General features: G+C 63.6%; 15 protein-coding genes. 7 read left to right on the top strand and 8 right to left on the bottom strand.

Annotated features, from left to right (window positions below; genetic code table 11):
- Positions 1 to 133 precede the first annotated feature (133 nt).
- Positions 134 to 655 carry a 3-hydroxyanthranilate 3,4-dioxygenase gene (locus tag DK366_RS11180; RefSeq protein WP_109125638.1) on the top strand — a complete coding sequence of 174 codons (522 nt, stop codon included), beginning with the start codon at positions 134 to 136 and terminating at the stop codon, positions 653 to 655.
- A 113-nt stretch (positions 656 to 768) separates the two neighbouring features.
- Here the strand turns inward: DK366_RS11180 and DK366_RS11185 are convergent, their stop codons facing one another.
- Positions 769 to 1,302, bottom strand: coding sequence for an NUDIX hydrolase (locus tag DK366_RS11185; protein WP_109125639.1), 534 nt, complete (start codon positions 1,300 to 1,302; stop codon positions 769 to 771).
- Positions 1,303 to 1,554: 252 nt separating this feature from the next.
- Here DK366_RS11185 and DK366_RS11190 point away from each other — a divergent pair, with 252 nt between their 5' ends.
- Entirely contained in the window at positions 1,555 to 3,060 is a 1,506-nt protein-coding gene (locus tag DK366_RS11190; protein WP_109125640.1) for an amino acid permease, read from the top strand.
- Between the two features lie 59 nt (positions 3,061 to 3,119).
- On the top strand, positions 3,120 to 4,571 hold the full coding sequence (locus DK366_RS11195) for an amino acid permease (RefSeq protein ID WP_109125641.1): 1,452 nt from the start codon (positions 3,120 to 3,122) through the stop codon (positions 4,569 to 4,571).
- 209 nt (positions 4,572 to 4,780) lie between these two features.
- On the opposite strand, the gene DK366_RS21205 is transcribed toward DK366_RS11195, so the two are convergent.
- Together DK366_RS21205 and DK366_RS11200 are read right to left on the bottom strand one after the other, a co-directional pair.
- On the bottom strand, positions 4,781 to 5,065 hold the full coding sequence (locus DK366_RS21205) for a hypothetical protein (RefSeq protein ID WP_157956503.1): 285 nt from the start codon (positions 5,063 to 5,065) through the stop codon (positions 4,781 to 4,783).
- Entirely contained in the window at positions 5,035 to 5,367 is a 333-nt protein-coding gene (locus DK366_RS11200) for a high-potential iron-sulfur protein (protein ID WP_109125746.1), read from the bottom strand. Before DK366_RS11200 ends, DK366_RS21205 begins: the two co-directional genes overlap by 31 nt.
- A gap of 163 nt (positions 5,368 to 5,530) precedes the next feature.
- On the opposite strand from DK366_RS11200, the gene DK366_RS11205 reads away from it, so the two are divergent.
- The 4 genes from DK366_RS11205 to DK366_RS11220 all read left to right on the top strand — a co-directional run bounded on the left by DK366_RS11205 (position 5,531) and on the right by DK366_RS11220 (position 8,602).
- The gene (locus DK366_RS11205; RefSeq protein ID WP_109125642.1) at positions 5,531 to 6,178 is read left to right on the top strand and encodes a methylthioribulose 1-phosphate dehydratase; all 648 of its coding nucleotides are present in this window, start codon (positions 5,531 to 5,533) and stop codon (positions 6,176 to 6,178) included.
- The gene (locus DK366_RS11210) at positions 6,175 to 6,741 is read left to right on the top strand and encodes an acireductone dioxygenase (protein WP_109125643.1); all 567 of its coding nucleotides are present in this window, start codon (positions 6,175 to 6,177) and stop codon (positions 6,739 to 6,741) included. The genes DK366_RS11205 and DK366_RS11210 overlap by 4 nt, the downstream gene beginning before the upstream one ends.
- Before the next feature lie 122 nt (positions 6,742 to 6,863).
- Positions 6,864 to 7,550 (top strand): acireductone synthase, encoded by a 687-nt coding sequence (mtnC, locus tag DK366_RS11215; protein WP_109125747.1) that lies wholly within the window; start codon positions 6,864 to 6,866, stop codon positions 7,548 to 7,550.
- A gap of 20 nt (positions 7,551 to 7,570) precedes the next feature.
- Positions 7,571 to 8,602 (top strand): C13 family peptidase, encoded by a 1,032-nt coding sequence (locus tag DK366_RS11220; protein WP_109125644.1) that lies wholly within the window; start codon positions 7,571 to 7,573, stop codon positions 8,600 to 8,602.
- Positions 8,603 to 8,617: 15 nt separating this feature from the next.
- Here the strand turns inward: DK366_RS11220 and DK366_RS11225 are convergent, their stop codons facing one another.
- The 5 genes from DK366_RS11225 to DK366_RS11245 form a co-directional block, all read right to left on the bottom strand.
- Positions 8,618 to 9,736, bottom strand: coding sequence for a TOBE-like domain-containing protein (locus DK366_RS11225; RefSeq protein WP_109125645.1), 1,119 nt, complete (start codon positions 9,734 to 9,736; stop codon positions 8,618 to 8,620).
- A complete protein-coding gene (cysW, locus tag DK366_RS11230) occupies positions 9,726 to 10,607 on the bottom strand; it encodes a sulfate ABC transporter permease subunit CysW (protein WP_109125646.1) in 882 nt (293 codons plus the stop codon). Before cysW ends, DK366_RS11225 begins: the two co-directional genes overlap by 11 nt.
- A complete protein-coding gene (gene cysT, locus DK366_RS11235; protein ID WP_109125647.1) occupies positions 10,604 to 11,428 on the bottom strand; it encodes a sulfate ABC transporter permease subunit CysT in 825 nt (274 codons plus the stop codon). The genes cysW and cysT overlap by 4 nt, the downstream gene beginning before the upstream one ends.
- Positions 11,429 to 11,431: 3 nt before the next feature.
- A complete protein-coding gene (locus DK366_RS11240; protein ID WP_109125648.1) occupies positions 11,432 to 12,433 on the bottom strand; it encodes a sulfate ABC transporter substrate-binding protein in 1,002 nt (333 codons plus the stop codon).
- Between the two features lie 129 nt (positions 12,434 to 12,562).
- Complete coding sequence (locus tag DK366_RS11245; protein WP_109125649.1) at positions 12,563 to 13,957, bottom strand: FAD/NAD(P)-binding protein; 1,395 nt, start codon at positions 13,955 to 13,957, stop codon at positions 12,563 to 12,565.
- Positions 13,958 to 14,111: the final 154 nt, after the last annotated feature.

The following is a 14,111-nucleotide window of genomic DNA, read 5'->3' on the forward strand; positions in this document are numbered from 1 at the left end:
CTCTCCCCTTCGGGGAGAGGGCTGGGGTGAGGGGCCAACCTAGCCTCGGTTGTGTTTTCACCCGCACCGCAGCTTTCCTAGCAACCATGTGCAGCGCTATCTTCATGCACTGCCGACACGGAAAGCCCGCCCCATGGCCCTTACGCCGCCCATCGACCTGCAACGCTGGATCGACGAACACCGTCACCTGCTCAAGCCGCCGGTCGGCAACAAGTGCATCGTGGATGGCGACTTCATCGTGATGATCGTGGGCGGTCCCAACTCGCGCACCGACTACCACTACGACGAAGGCCCGGAATTCTTCTACCAGCTCGAGGGCGAGATGGTGTTGAAGGTGCAGGACGAAGGCCAGCAGCGCGACATCCCGATTCGTGCCGGCCAGATGTTCTATCTGCCGCCCTGCGTGCCGCACTCACCGCAGCGTATGCCCGACTCCATCGGCCTGGTGATCGAGCGTCGCCGCCTCGCGGGCGAGAAAGACGGCCTGATGTGGTACTGCGAGCGATGCAACCACAAGCTGTACGAGGAATATTTCACCCTCGACAGCATCGAGCGCGATTTCCCGCCCGTGTTCGAACGCTTTTATCGCTCCATTGATGCACGCACGTGCGTTGAATGCGGGCATCTGAATCCGGCGCCGGCAAAGTACAGCTGACGGCAACCTGGCTGCACTGTGGGAGCGCACCCTGTGCGCGACTGCCCGGTCATCCTAGCTGTGATAGTCGCGCACAGGGTGCGCTCCCACAAAGGTAAGGGTTGCGTCTCGAATCAGGCGCGCTGCAGCCACTTGGCCGCCATGCGGCGCAAGGATTCGTCGCTCGCCGGATCATCGGCAATCTCGCGAATGGATCGCCACGCCAGCGCATGCGATTCCTCACTGACCTCGAACGCTTCGCTCGCACCCGCGCGCACCACATAGCGCACGTCGTAGTGCCAATGCTCCGGCTCGTTCGCTCGCGCGGGAATGCGATGGCGATCCAGGTCAAACGGCTCGGCGTCCACGCTCAATCCGGTCAGGCCCGATTCCTCTTCGGCCTCACGCAGCGCGACAGAGGCAAGGTCGTTGTCACCATCCGCGTGACCGCCCAGCTGCAGCCAGCGATCCAGCTTGCGGTGGTGCGTCAGCAATACGCGCTGGCCATCGGCGCTCACCAGCCATGCCGATCCGGTGAAGTGCCCTTCCAGGGCTTCGCGAAAGAACACCCGGTCGCCTTCCGCCAGGACATCGACGAAATGGGCGACGTCGTTTTCATGGGGCCATTGCCGGCCGTAATGCTGAAGCTGCGAGAGCAATGTGCTCATGGTTCGTCCACTGCAAAGAAAGGCCGCAAGGCGGGGCGCGGCAGGGGCGCATTATTCCAGACGCGACAGGCTCTGACACCGTTTCCAGCCTCGCTCCAAGCCAACCGCAATGCAGCTTGTACCGCCAAGGGGCACTGGGCTATGGTGCCCTGTCGTCGCAGGGGAAGCGGCGCAATAACTATGGCGCAAGCCATCGCTCCAAGCTCTTAAGAAGCTCTTAAGAAACGACAGATCCGGCGGTAGGGGAGAAACATGCTGAAAAACCTGTTCGCGACGCATCCGATTCAGGCGTCGCCACACGTCGACGCGGGCGAACTGCCGCACGACAGCCTCCAGGGCGAAGCCAGCCTCAAGCGCGTACTGACCGCGCGTCATCTGCTGACGCTGGGCATCGGAGCAGTAATCGGCGCCGGCATCATCGTCATCACGGGCCAGGCTGCTGCCGAACACGCCGGCCCCGCCCTCATCATCAGCTTCATCGTCGCCGGCATCGCCTGCGCACTCGCGGGCCTGTGCTACGCCGAATTCGCCGCGATGATTCCGGTGTCGGGCAGCGCCTATGCGTACTCCTACGCCACGCTGGGCGAAATCGTCGCCTGGTTCATCGGCTGGAACCTTGTCCTCGAATACTTGTTCGCCGTCGCAACGGTTGCCGCAGGCTGGTCCGGCTATTTCAACGAATGCCTTTCCATCCTGGGCCACTGGACCGGGATGTCACTGGCGTTGCCGGACTACCTTTCCAGTGCGCCGCTGAAGTTCACCGACACGCATCAGATCGTCACCACCGGCGCGCTGATCAACCTGCCGGCCGTGCTCATCGTCAGTGCACTCACCTGGCTGTGCTACGTGGGCATCACGCAGTCGACCTTCGTCAACTCGCTGATCGTGACCATCAAGGTGCTGGTGATCGCGCTGTTCCTGATCTTTGCGTTCCGCTTCATCGATCCGTCCAACTGGCATCCGTTCATTCCGCCGGAAGAAGGCCCGGGCCGCTTCGGCACCAGCGGCATTTTCCGCGCCGCCGTGCTGGTGTTCTTCTCGTACGTGGGCTTCGATGCGGTGTCCACCGCCGCTGGCGAGGCGAAGAATCCGCAGCGCGACATGCCCATCGGCATTCTCGGCTCGCTGGCGATCTGCACTGTGCTGTACATCGCCATGGCGCTGACCCTGACCGGCATCGCGCCGTATCACCTGCTGGGCACGCCGGAACCGGTGGCCACGGCGCTGAGCTTCCATCCGGAACTCAACTGGTTGAAGGCGATCGTGTCCTTCGGCGCACTGGCCGGCCTTTCGTCGGTGATCCTGGTGATGTTGCTGGGCACTTCGCGCATCTTCTTCAGCATGGCGAAGGACGGCCTGATTCCCAAGGGCATGTCGCGCGTGCACAACAAGCACCGCACGCCGCACGTGGCAACGATCGTGGCCGGCGTGTCCGCCCTGGTGATCGCCGGCCTGTTCCCCGTGAGCATCCTCGGCGAACTGGTGTCGATGGGCACGCTGCTGGCGTTCACCACGGTGTGCATCGGCGTGCTGATCCTGCGCTACACGCGCCCGGAACTGCCGCGTGCGTTCCGCGTGCCGGGCGGCATGCCCGGTGTCTGGCTGGTGGCCGTGCTCGGTTCGGTGATCTGCCTGTACCTGTTCTGGCAGTCGTTCCGCGCCAACTGGCCGCTGATGCTGGGCTGGACTACCTTCGGTATGCTCATCTACGCCTTCTATGGGTATTCCCATAGCAAGCTTCGCAAGCAAAACTCCTAACCTGACACGGAGGGCCGGCCCAGCGCCGGCCCTCTGGTTTTGAAACACCAGGCCGACGCATGCTCAAACAGTTACTCGCCCGCAAGACCGACTTCTCCGACGCCGACGATCCGTCGCACGGCCCCACCCTGCGCCGCACGTTAGGCCCCTGGGGCATTACCGCGCTGGGCATCGGCGCCGTCATCGGCACCGGCATTTTCGTGGTTACCGGACAGGCCGCCGCAGAACATGCCGGCCCGGCCGTGTTGATCTCTTTCATTCTTGCGGCCATCTGCAGCGGCTTTACGGCGTTGTGCTACGCCGAATTCGCCACGCTGATTCCGATCTCCGGCAGCTCGTATTCGTACGCCTACGCCACGCTGGGTGAATTGGTGGCGTGGTTCATCGGCTGGAACATGGTGCTGGAATACGGCATCTCGGCCTCGGCGGTCGCGGCAAGCTGGACGGGCTATTTCACCAGCCTGCTCGACAGTGTCGGCATCCACTTGCCCATCTCCCTGACAGAAGCGCCATTGGCGTTCACCGATGGTCATCTCGTGGCCACCGGCCACCTGATGAATCTGCCGGCCGTCGCTATCGTGCTCGCGCTCACCGCGCTGTGCTACGTCGGTATCAAGGAGTCGTCGGGCCTCAACGTGCTGATGGTCGGCCTCAAGGTGGGCCTGATCATCATCGTGGTGGTGGCGGGCTATCGCTATATCGATCCGACGAACTGGCATCCGTTCATTCCGGCCAACGAAGGTCCGGGCAAGTACGGCTGGTCGGGCATCATGCGCGGCGCGGCGATGGTGTTCTTTGCCTACATCGGCTTCGAAGCAACATCGACAGCGGCGCAGGAGTGCAAGAACCCGCAGCGCGACCTGCCCTTCGGCACGCTGGTGTCGCTGGTCATCTGCACCGTGCTGTACCTGGCGATGGCAGCGGTGCTCACCGGCCTCCTCTCCTACACCCAGCTCGGTACGCCAGAGCCGGTGGTGACGGCCGTGAAGAATTATCCGCAGCTCGGCTGGCTGCGCCTGGTGGTGGAGATCGGCGCGCTGATCGGCCTGTCGTCCGTGATCCTGGTGATGATCATCGCGCAGCCGCGCATTTTCATGATCATGTCGCGCGACGGCCTGCTGCCGCCGGTATTCAACCGCATCCATCCGAAGTACCGCACGCCGCATATCAACACGGTGATCACCGGCCTGGGCATCGCAGTTCTCGCCGCCGTGTTCCCGCTCGACCTGCTGGCCGACCTCACGTCGATGGGCACGCTGATCGCCTTCGTTGCGGTGTGTGCCGGCGTACTGATCCTTCGCTACACCGCGCCGCAACTTCACCGCGGCTTCCGGGTGCCCTGGGCGTGGGTGATCTGCCCGGCCGGCGTGCTCAGCTGCCTGGCCCTGCTGGCCTTCATGAGCTGGTTCAACTGGCTTTTGATGATCATCTGGACGGTCATCGGCCTGGCCATCTACTTCGGCTACGGCATCCGTCACAGCCGCCTTCACAAGGCTCCCAAAGGGGCTTGATCGGCATTCGGCGGCGATCTGACGTCAACGTCGCCGAAAACGCCTTTTCAGCACACCCCTCACCCTGGGAACGAATGGTCGCCTTCGGGCGATCATTCGTGAGGCCCAGTCTTTAATATCCAAATAAGTCATTGATATTAAAGAATTTAACGAGACTTTTTCGAGAAAATTTTGGCGCCCCCGGGCCCCAAAATGCCCGGCCAGGAGTATCATCTGTGCTCCGTGGGTTGATCACTTGGCAGTGGGCCCCGGATTGCCGCCCGGCGCGTCAGGCGGGTCAGCTCCTCGGCCTGACGCGTCTGGGCAGCACCTTCTCTCTCACCGAAGTTCTTCGGTTCGAGTTTTCCTTGTGATGCAAAACATTCGTCGCGCGAGAAGCGCGTTGCGCGCATCACGACGAGATGGTCAGAAAAGAAAAGGCCGGCATCGCAGCCGGCCTTCGTGTTTTTGATGCCTGGAACGCTCAGGCTTTCTTCGGCGAATGCGAAACGCACCAACCTTTCGCATTCACCGCCTTGCCCGGGAACAGCTGGCACGGACCGTAGCCGGTCGGGCCGCCGGAATAGAACTGGCAGTTGGAGCACACATCACCGGCCTTGTGCTTGGCATCGGTCGTCTTGCTGGCGTCTTCGACGTAGCCCAGCGCCTTGGCGGTCGGATCCGAATCGGCCAGGTGAGGCAGGTCGGCCGCACGCGCCATGCGCGGCAAGGTGCCGATCATCGCGGCCGCAACGGCCGTGCCAGCGGCAGCCTTGAGAAAGCGGCGGCGCGATTCGATATCTTTTTCGTGCGACATGGATCCAACCTCCATCTGGAACATTCATCTTCGTCACGCCCGTGACGAATCTGCGCGCGATACTACCCGCCCTGCCGATAAGTCGTGAGAATGGATCGCATTTTCGACCTTTGGCAAAAAGCGGGCGTGGTATAGTGCTTACTCATTTGGACGTCCATACATCATGAGCCAGGTTCTTCCCGACACCATTTCGCCCGCGCTGTTTGCCGAGCGCGCCGACGCCATTGCCGATGCTGCGCGCGAACTTGCCAACGCAGGCTGGACGCCGGCGACCAGCAGCAATTTCTCGATGCGCCTGGACGGTGATCACGCTGCGATCACCATTTCCGGGCGCGACAAGGGCAAGCTGGGTCGCGACGACATCATGTTGATCGACATGCACGGCAAAGCCGTGGGCACCAGTGCGCGCCCAAGCGCCGAGACCGACCTGCACACGCAGATCTACCGCCGCTTCCCGGAGATCGGCGTGGTGCTGCACACGCACTCGCGTACGCAGAGCGTGGCATCCCGGTTCTTCGCACGCGATGGCGTCGTGAAGCTGGAAGGCTGGGAACTGCAGAAGGCCATTGCCGGCCAGACCACGCACGAGGCCGAGCTGGCGATTCCGGTGTTCCCCAACACGCAGCACATGCCGGAGCTGGTCGCCCAGGTCGAGGCATGGCTGGACAGCGGTCGTCCGCTGCATGCGTATCTCATCAACGGCCACGGCATCTACACCTGGGGCCGCGACATGGCCGAAACGCGCCGCCACCTGGAGGCGCTGGAATTCCTGCTTGCTTGCGAAATGGATCTACGGAGGTTGTCGGCATGAGCCGTCTGCGCATTTTCAGTGACACCCACCCCGATGCCCCGCTCTCGGTGCATAGCGACCACGCGGATATCTCCAGTGAGCTGTCGAAGATCGGCGTGCGCTTCGAGCAATGGGAAGCCAACCAGCCGATCGCACCGGGCGCCAGCCAGGAAGACGTGATTGCCGCGTATCGCGGTGACATCGAGCGCCTGATGAACGAAGAGGGCTATCAGGCCGTCGACGTGATCAGCCTCAAGCCCGACCATCCGGATCGGGCCACGCTCCGCCAGAAGTTCCTCAGCGAACACACCCACAGCGAAGACGAAGTGCGCTTCTTCGTGGCGGGCGCCGGCCAGTTCACCCTTCATGTGGACGGCAAGGTTTACGACGTGCTGTGCGAACAGGGCGACCTGATCGGCGTGCCGGACGGCACCCCGCACTGGTTCGACATGAGCGAGTCGCCCTATTTCGTGGCCATTCGCCTGTTCACCAACAAGGAAGGCTGGGTGGCCCAGTTCACCGGCGAGGACATTGCCTTGCAGTTCCCCCGCATGGTGCCGCACGGGTCCGCCAAGGCCGCCTGAACGCACAGTCCGGCTCACCGCCTGCGGGACAGGTGAACCGGGTCATGAAGCGCATGGCGAGCCCTCGCCGCGAGGGCCCGCCACCGGTAAGCTTGGGTACCCCGTATGCCAAGCTTCCCCGCATGACAGTCATTCGCGCCATCGTCACCGACATTGAAGGCACCACGAGCTCGATCAGCTTCGTCAAGGACGTGCTGTTCCCGTTCGCCCACAAGCGTCTGCCCGCCTTCATCGAAACGCACGGCGACAAGCCCGAGGTCCAGTTCTGGCTGCACGAGGCCGCCGAAGAGGCCGGCATCGTCGAGGCGCCGCGTCAGGACATCATTGAGCTGCTGTTGCGCTGGATCGAGGAAGACCGCAAGTCCACCGCGCTGAAAGCCCTGCAGGGCATGATCTGGCAGGAAGGCTACGAAAGCGGCGAATACCAGGCGCACCTCTATCCCGAAGTGTCGGCCAAGCTGCACCAGTGGCGCGCCGACGGCCTTCACCTGTACGTCTATTCCTCGGGTTCGGTACCGGCGCAGAAGCTGTTCTTCGGCTACAGCGAAGCGGGCGACCTGAAGCCTTTGTTCTCCGGTTATTTCGATACGGAAACGGGCCCGAAGCGCGAACGTCGCTCTTACGAACTCATTGCCGAGGCCATCGGCGAACAGCCGGCGCACCTGCTGTTCCTTTCCGACATCGTCGAGGAACTGGACGCCGCGAAGGCGGCCGGCTTCCGCACGGGCTGGCTGCTGCGCGAGCCCCTGGACATGCCTGAAGCGCCTCGCCACCCTGCGTATCGTTCGTTCGACGATATCGTCCTCTGAGCTTCCTTCGGGTTCCCGCCATGCGTATTGCCCTGACCGCCCTGCTCGCCTTTGCAGCCGGTGTACTGCTCATGGTGGGGCTGTCCCATCACGCGACGCGTGGGGCCATCGCCGTCGCCGCAAACCAGGCGCCGGCAGCGACGGAGAGCGCGCCTGCGGCCGCCAGCACGGCATCCACGGACGACGACAGCGCATCGAACGACAATTGGCCCGCGCAGGCCCCATCGCCCGAACAGGTGATGTATTCGCAGCGCACCATGGTGCACAAGGCATTGGCTGAACTTGGCCCGCGCACGCCGGGTCGTCCCAATCTCTACGTGGTGGCGTTCGGTGCCGACGGTGGCGAAGACGTGTTCCGCAATGAAGCGGAATACGCAGCCCGCATGTTTCCGCAGCGCTTCGGGCCGGATTCGCACGTGATGGTGCTGGAGAACAATCCCGGTTCGCTGGAGAAGCATCCGCTCGCCTCCTGGAGCAACCTGGAAGAAACGCTCGACGGCATCGCCAGCCTGATGAAGCCGGACGAGGACATCCTGCTGCTCTACCTCACCACGCATGGCGACGAAGACCACAACCTGCTCGTGGACATGGATCCCCTGCCGCTCGACCAGATTGGTGCAGGCGATCTCTCCGACATCCTCGCCAAGCGCCCCTTCAAGTGGAAGGTGGTGGTGGTGAACGCCTGTTACTCCGGTGGCTTCGTGCCGTCACTGCAAGGTGCGGGCACGCTGGTGATTACCGCGGCGCGTTCGGATCGCAGCTCATTCGGTTGCGGCAGTGACTCGGACATCACCTACTTTGGTCACGCCTGGCTGGTCGATGGCCTGAATCGCACACCGGATTTCATGGAAGCCTTCCGCCAGGCATCCGCCGAGATCTCGCAGTGGGAAACGCGCGACAAGCTGACGCCCTCGGAACCGCAGATGAGCGTGGGCTCCGGCATCGCCGAGCAGCTCGCGTTGTGGCGCAAGCACATCACGCCCGGCCCCGTGGTGGCGTTCAAGCCCGCATCACCGGCATCGGTACTCGATCGTCCCAGCGCCTCCCACTGAGGCGCCAGCGTCAACTCAGGCAGGTACCGGACTGCGGGCCTGCCAAATCCATCGCTCGGCATTCACCGGCGTTCCCTGCGCATCCAGCGGAAACAGCACGGCGCTACGCGGCGCCACGCGCAGCACGTTGCCGGCCTGCAGACCCAGTCGCGAGAGATCTTCCGTCGCCACGTCCGCCTCGATGGCCAGATCGAGCGACGCGACATGAAGATCCAGATGCGCCACGCCACCGGCGAGATAAATGTGCCGCAAGCGCGCCTCCCATGCGGGCAACGACGAAGGCACCGCCAGACGCAGCTGTTCGGGCCGCACATACGCCACGGCCGAAGTGAAGCGTCCGTGCCAGGGAGCGTCTTCCAGCACCCAGCCACCGGCGGAGAAACCCTCGCCGCCGCTTCGCACGGTGAACTTGTTCACCTTGCCGATGAACTCGCACACGAACGGCGTCGCAGGTTGCTGGTAGATCACCTCAGGCGAGCCCACCTGCTCGATGCGGCCGTTGTTCATCACCGCCACGCGGTCGGCAAGCTCCAGTGCCTCTTCCTGGTCGTGCGTCACGAAGATGGTGGTGAGTTCCAGTTCCTCGTGAAGCTCGCGCAACCAGCGACGCAACGTCACGCGAACCTGCGCATCGAGCGCGCCGAACGGTTCGTCCAGCAGCAGGATGTCCGGCTCCACGGCCAACGCGCGAGCCAGTGCCACGCGCTGGCGCTGGCCGCCGGAGAGTTGCGCCGGATAGCGCGCCCCCATGCCTTCCAGTTGCACGCGACGCAACAACCGGTCGACCCGTGCACGGATCTCCGTGCGCGATGGACGCGAACGCCAGGGTCGCACGCGCAGGCCGAATGCGATGTTCTCGATCACGGTGAGGTGGCGGAACAGCGCGTAGTGCTGGAACACCATGCCGATACGGCGTTCACGTGCGGGCGTCGCGAGAAAGTCTTCTCCCTGATGCAGCGCGCTGCCGCTGTCGGGATAGTCGAGCCCTGCAAGAATGCGCAGCAACGTGGTCTTGCCCGAACCGGAAGGTCCCAGCAACGCGAGGAATTCGCCGGGCGCAATGCTCAGGCTCACATTGTCCAGCGCCTGGAATCCGGCGAAGCGGCGATACAGCCCTGACAGTTCAAGTGCCATGCCGTTTCCTAGTGTCCACCGGGCGCGTGCGCGGAATTTCATCGCCATAGCGCCATTCCAGCAACGTCTTCACCGCCAGCGTGAGCAGTGCGAGCAAGGCCAGCAGCGAGGCAACGGCGAACGCGCCCACGTAGTCGTATTCGTTGTATCGCATCTCCACTTCCAGCGGCATGGTGGTGGTCAATCCGCGAATATGTCCGGACACCACGGAGACCGCGCCGAATTCGCCCATCGCGCGCGCGTTGCACAACAGCACGCCGTAAAGCAGCGCCCAGCGGATGTTGGGCAAGGTGACGCGGAAAAACATTTGCCACGCACTGGCACCAAGCACACGCGCGGCCTCTTCCTCCTCGCTGCCTTGCGCCTGCATCAGCGGAATGAGTTCGCGCGCCACAAAGGGCAGCGTGACAAACATGGTTGCCAGCACCAGGCCGGGCACGGCGAAGATGATCTTGATGCCATGCTGGTCCAGCCACGGTCCGAACCAACCCTGCGCGCCGAACAACAGCACGTACACCAGACCGGACACCACCGGCGAGACGGAAAACGGCAGGTCGATGATGGCACCGAGCAACGCCTTGCCCCGGAACGCGAAACGCGTCATGGCCCACGCGGCAGCCACGCCGAACACCAGGTTTAAGGGCACGGCAATCACCGCGACCAGCAAGGTGAGGCGAATGGCGGACAGCGCTTCGGGTTGAACAATGGCTGCCAGATACGGTTTCACGCCCTGGTCAAAGGCCTCGACAAACACCGTCGCCAAAGGCAACACCAGGAACATCACGAGGAACACCAGCGCCAACGCGATCAGCGCCACGTGCACAAGACGACGTGGCCATGCGATGGCACGGGTGCGTGCGTGTGCATTCATGCCGCCTGCTCCGTCCAGCGATTGCTCCAGCGTTGCAGCACCGCCACCAGCACCAGCAGCACGAACGACAACGAAAGCAACGCGACGCCCAGGGCAGCCGCACCGGCGTAGTTGAACTGCTCCAGCTTCTGCACGATCAGCAGCGGTGCGATTTCCGATTTCCTGGGCATGTTGCCCGCGATGAAGATGACCGAGCCGTACTCGCCCACGGCCCGCGCCAGGGCCAGCGCAAAGCCCGTAAGCAAGGTGGGGGCCAGCAGGGGCAGGATCACGCGGAAGAACGTCTGCCAACGCTGCGCACCCAGGCTTTCCGCGGCCTCTTCCACATCGCGTTCCAGCGATGCCAGCACGGGTTGAAGCGTACGCACCACGAATGGAAACCCTACGAAGATCATCGCCACCAGCACGCCCAGTGGCGTGTACGCCACATGGATGCCCAGCGGTTCCAGCCATCGCCCCAACCAGCCCTTGGGTGCGTAGAGTGTGGTGAGTGCGATACCCGCCACCGCCGTGGGCAGTGCAAACGGAAGATCCACCAGCGCATCGAACAGGCGACGCCCCGGGAACCGATAACGCACCAAGACCCAGCTCACCAGCAAGCCGATCACCACGTTGATCAGCGCCGAAACCAGCGCACCACCCACGCTCAGGCGCAACGCAGCCAGCGTCCTGGGTGCGGACAGCAGGCGCACCAGTCCTTCGAATCCGATGTCGGTGGCCTTCCACGCCAGCGCTGCCAACGGCAGCAGCACGATCAGGCCGAGATAGGTCAGCGCATACCCCAGGCTGATGCCAAAACCGGGAAGCACGCGCCGACGCATGGGCTATTCGCCTTCGACCAGTTGATCGAACAAGGCGCCATCCTTGAAGAACTTCGCCTGCGCCTGGTGCCAGTCACCGAATACCTCCTGGATGGTGAAGGTGTGGGTCGCGGGAAACTGGCTGGCGTAACGCGCGGCCATATCCGCGGAACGCGGACGATAGAAATTCTTCGCGGCAATCTCCTGCGCCTGCGGCGAATACAGGAATTGCACATAGGCCTGCGCGATGTCGCGCGTGCCATGTTTGTCTGCATTGCTATCCACCACGGCCACCGGCGGCTCCGCCAGGATGGTGATGGACGGCACCACGATCTCGAACGCGTTGTTGCCCAGCTGCCGCTGCGCAAGCAAGGCCTCGTTTTCCCAGGCAATCAATACGTCGCCAATGCCACGCTGCGCGAATGTGTTGGTGGCGCCGCGCGCCCCGGTGTCGAGCACGGGCACATGTTTGAACAGCTCGCTGACATAGGCTTTGGCCTTGTCCTCGTTGCCGCCCGGCTGCTTCAGGGCATAGCCCCAGGCCGCGAGGAAATTCCAGCGCGCGCCACCGGAGGATTTCGGGTTGGGCGTAATCACCTTCACGCCGGAACGAACAAGATCGGGCCAATCCTTGATGCCTTTCGGATTGCCCTTGCGCACAAGGAACACGATGGTCGATGTGTAGGGCGAAGCGTTGTCGGGTAACCGCTTCTGCCAATCCTTGGCCAGCAGGCCGCGTTCGGCGATGGCATCGATGTCGTACGCCAGCGCGAGTGTCACCACGTCCGCGGGAAGTCCTTCCACCACGGAGCGCGCCTGCTTGCCCGAACCGCCATGCGACATCTGGATGGTCACGTTGTCGCCATGCTGCGATTTCCACTGCGCGGCAAATGCCGTGTTGATGTCGCGATAGAGCTCGCGGGTGGGGTCGTAGGATACGTTGAGCAGCGAGACATCCTTCGCGAAGACCACGCCGCCGCATGCCACGCCCAAGGCCGCCAGCAACCTGAGGATGATCTTCTTCATGACGCCTCCTGCGGAACGGGAACCGGCAGACTAACCATGGCCCGCCGGCGGACGAAATCACCCTATGTCATAACCTCATGCCAGGTCTTGCGCAGGATCAGCGCGCGCCGGGCAAATCTGCACCTTTGGCTAGTCGGCCAGGCTTTCGCGAACCGTTTCGGCAGCGGGCCGTGAAAGCCGCACCGCCAGCCGGTGCGCGGCCGCCCGGATCTCCGGCATGGCCGTGCATTCCCACAGATTGCCGCGAAGCAGTGACCCTACCGCGTGAAGTCCGTGTTGCGGCTTGCCGTTGGCATCGGTGAGCTGGCCATCAGGCTGCGCCAGTACGCCAAGCTGTAGCGGATCGGCCACGGCCAGGCCGTCACGCAACAATTGGGACAGCAAATCGTGTGCGCCATAGGCCACGGCCGTATCCAGCCCCGTAGCCTGCACCACCAGATCCGCCTCGAGCACGCTCACCAATTGCGTGGCGCGTTCGCGCAGTGTCACCTGCAAGGGTGCCTTCCCATCCACATCGAGCACACGCGCCGCCAGCACCTGCAAGCGGCCCTCTTCCTGCAGCTGATAGATCGCCTCGCCCGTGGCGGGCGCCATGCGATGGCGCGCAGCCTCCCAGACCCAGCGCGCATGACGCAGGAACTGCTTGCGCCGCGCGTGCGTGAGGTGTTGCCACAGCCTGGCGTTGGTCGGCCGCATGCCGTCGATAATGCTGCGCCAGTCGGTGTCACCCGCGTCGTCCATGGCGCGGCGCACGAGACGGAACATGGCTGCCGCGTCGTCGCAGGCGAGCAATGCCTGATTGAGTTCTTCCTGTTTCGCATACGGCGCCAGTGGCAGCGCCGAATGCGTAAAGGGCAGCAGGCCGTGGCGCGACACCGCCACCAGCTCGGCATATGGCCATTTCACGGCAGCGGAGAGCAGCGTATCCACGGCGGTAAGCCCGGTGCCGATCACCACCACCCGACGCGGCGCCTGCGGGTGGCGATCCAGGCGCCAGGGATCGAGTTCGTAGGCGCCACCGGCCAGTGCCGTCGTCGACACCGTGCGCAGGGGACGCTGTGACAGCGCACCCACTGCGAGCACGACATGCTCCACTTCGAGCCAGCGGTCTGCGCCGACACGTATCGCATAGCCACGTTCGCCTCGCGACACGATCTCGCGTGCACTGCCCGGGTGAATGCGGAAACTGCGGCCTGCACGGCGCGCCGCATCGATGCGAACGCCCACCTGTGCCTGGATGAAATCGCCGAAGACACGTCGCGGCAGAAAGTCCGTGCCCTTCACTTGTCCCAGGTGACGCGAGGCATGCTGGATGAAATCTTCGGCATGCTCCTGGAACACACCCATCGCCGAGGCACGAACATTGAGCAGGTGCTGGTCGTCGCTGGTGGCGTAGGCCACGCCTCGTCCCGGTGCATGCTGGCCCACGATCCAGTGGATCGTGCCGCCATCGAAGCGTGCGAGCAGCTCACCAAACGCCGCCGCACCCGCCGCCCCACCACCAATCACTGCGATATCCGCCATAAACGCGATCCTCGATGAGGCACGATGCTGTCGCGATCTGCATCGGCAGGTCACAACGCGTGATGTCCCTTTGAAAGAAGTCCCAGGTGAAAGCCGTCTTCACATCAACGGCATGCGTGCGCTCAAACCGGCGCGGCTGCGTCTGGCGGCACGA

The sequence above is a fragment of the Dyella sp. C11 genome (assembly GCF_003121485.1).
Taxonomy (GTDB): Bacteria; Pseudomonadota; Gammaproteobacteria; order Xanthomonadales; family Rhodanobacteraceae; genus Dyella.

What these genes read in the sequence shown, in the direction of transcription:
- DK366_RS11180 (WP_109125638.1), top strand. Translation starts at nt 134, where the DNA reads ATGGCCCTTACGCCGCCCATCGACCTGCAACGCTGGATCGACGAACAC.
- DK366_RS11185 (WP_109125639.1), bottom strand. Translation starts at nt 1,302, where the DNA reads ATGAGCACATTGCTCTCGCAGCTTCAGCATTACGGCCGGCAATGGCCC.
- DK366_RS11190 (WP_109125640.1), top strand. Translation starts at nt 1,555, where the DNA reads ATGCTGAAAAACCTGTTCGCGACGCATCCGATTCAGGCGTCGCCACAC.
- DK366_RS11195 (WP_109125641.1), top strand. Translation starts at nt 3,120, where the DNA reads ATGCTCAAACAGTTACTCGCCCGCAAGACCGACTTCTCCGACGCCGAC.
- DK366_RS11200 (WP_109125746.1), bottom strand. Translation starts at nt 5,367, where the DNA reads ATGTCGCACGAAAAAGATATCGAATCGCGCCGCCGCTTTCTCAAGGCT.
- DK366_RS11205 (WP_109125642.1), top strand. Translation starts at nt 5,531, where the DNA reads ATGAGCCAGGTTCTTCCCGACACCATTTCGCCCGCGCTGTTTGCCGAG.
- DK366_RS11210 (WP_109125643.1), top strand. Translation starts at nt 6,175, where the DNA reads ATGAGCCGTCTGCGCATTTTCAGTGACACCCACCCCGATGCCCCGCTC.
- mtnC (WP_109125747.1), top strand. Translation starts at nt 6,864, where the DNA reads ATGACAGTCATTCGCGCCATCGTCACCGACATTGAAGGCACCACGAGC.
- DK366_RS11220 (WP_109125644.1), top strand. Translation starts at nt 7,571, where the DNA reads ATGCGTATTGCCCTGACCGCCCTGCTCGCCTTTGCAGCCGGTGTACTG.
- DK366_RS11225 (WP_109125645.1), bottom strand. Translation starts at nt 9,736, where the DNA reads ATGGCACTTGAACTGTCAGGGCTGTATCGCCGCTTCGCCGGATTCCAG.
- cysW (WP_109125646.1), bottom strand. Translation starts at nt 10,607, where the DNA reads ATGAATGCACACGCACGCACCCGTGCCATCGCATGGCCACGTCGTCTT.
- cysT (WP_109125647.1), bottom strand. Translation starts at nt 11,428, where the DNA reads ATGCGTCGGCGCGTGCTTCCCGGTTTTGGCATCAGCCTGGGGTATGCG.
- DK366_RS11240 (WP_109125648.1), bottom strand. Translation starts at nt 12,433, where the DNA reads ATGAAGAAGATCATCCTCAGGTTGCTGGCGGCCTTGGGCGTGGCATGC.
- DK366_RS11245 (WP_109125649.1), bottom strand. Translation starts at nt 13,957, where the DNA reads ATGGCGGATATCGCAGTGATTGGTGGTGGGGCGGCGGGTGCGGCGGCG.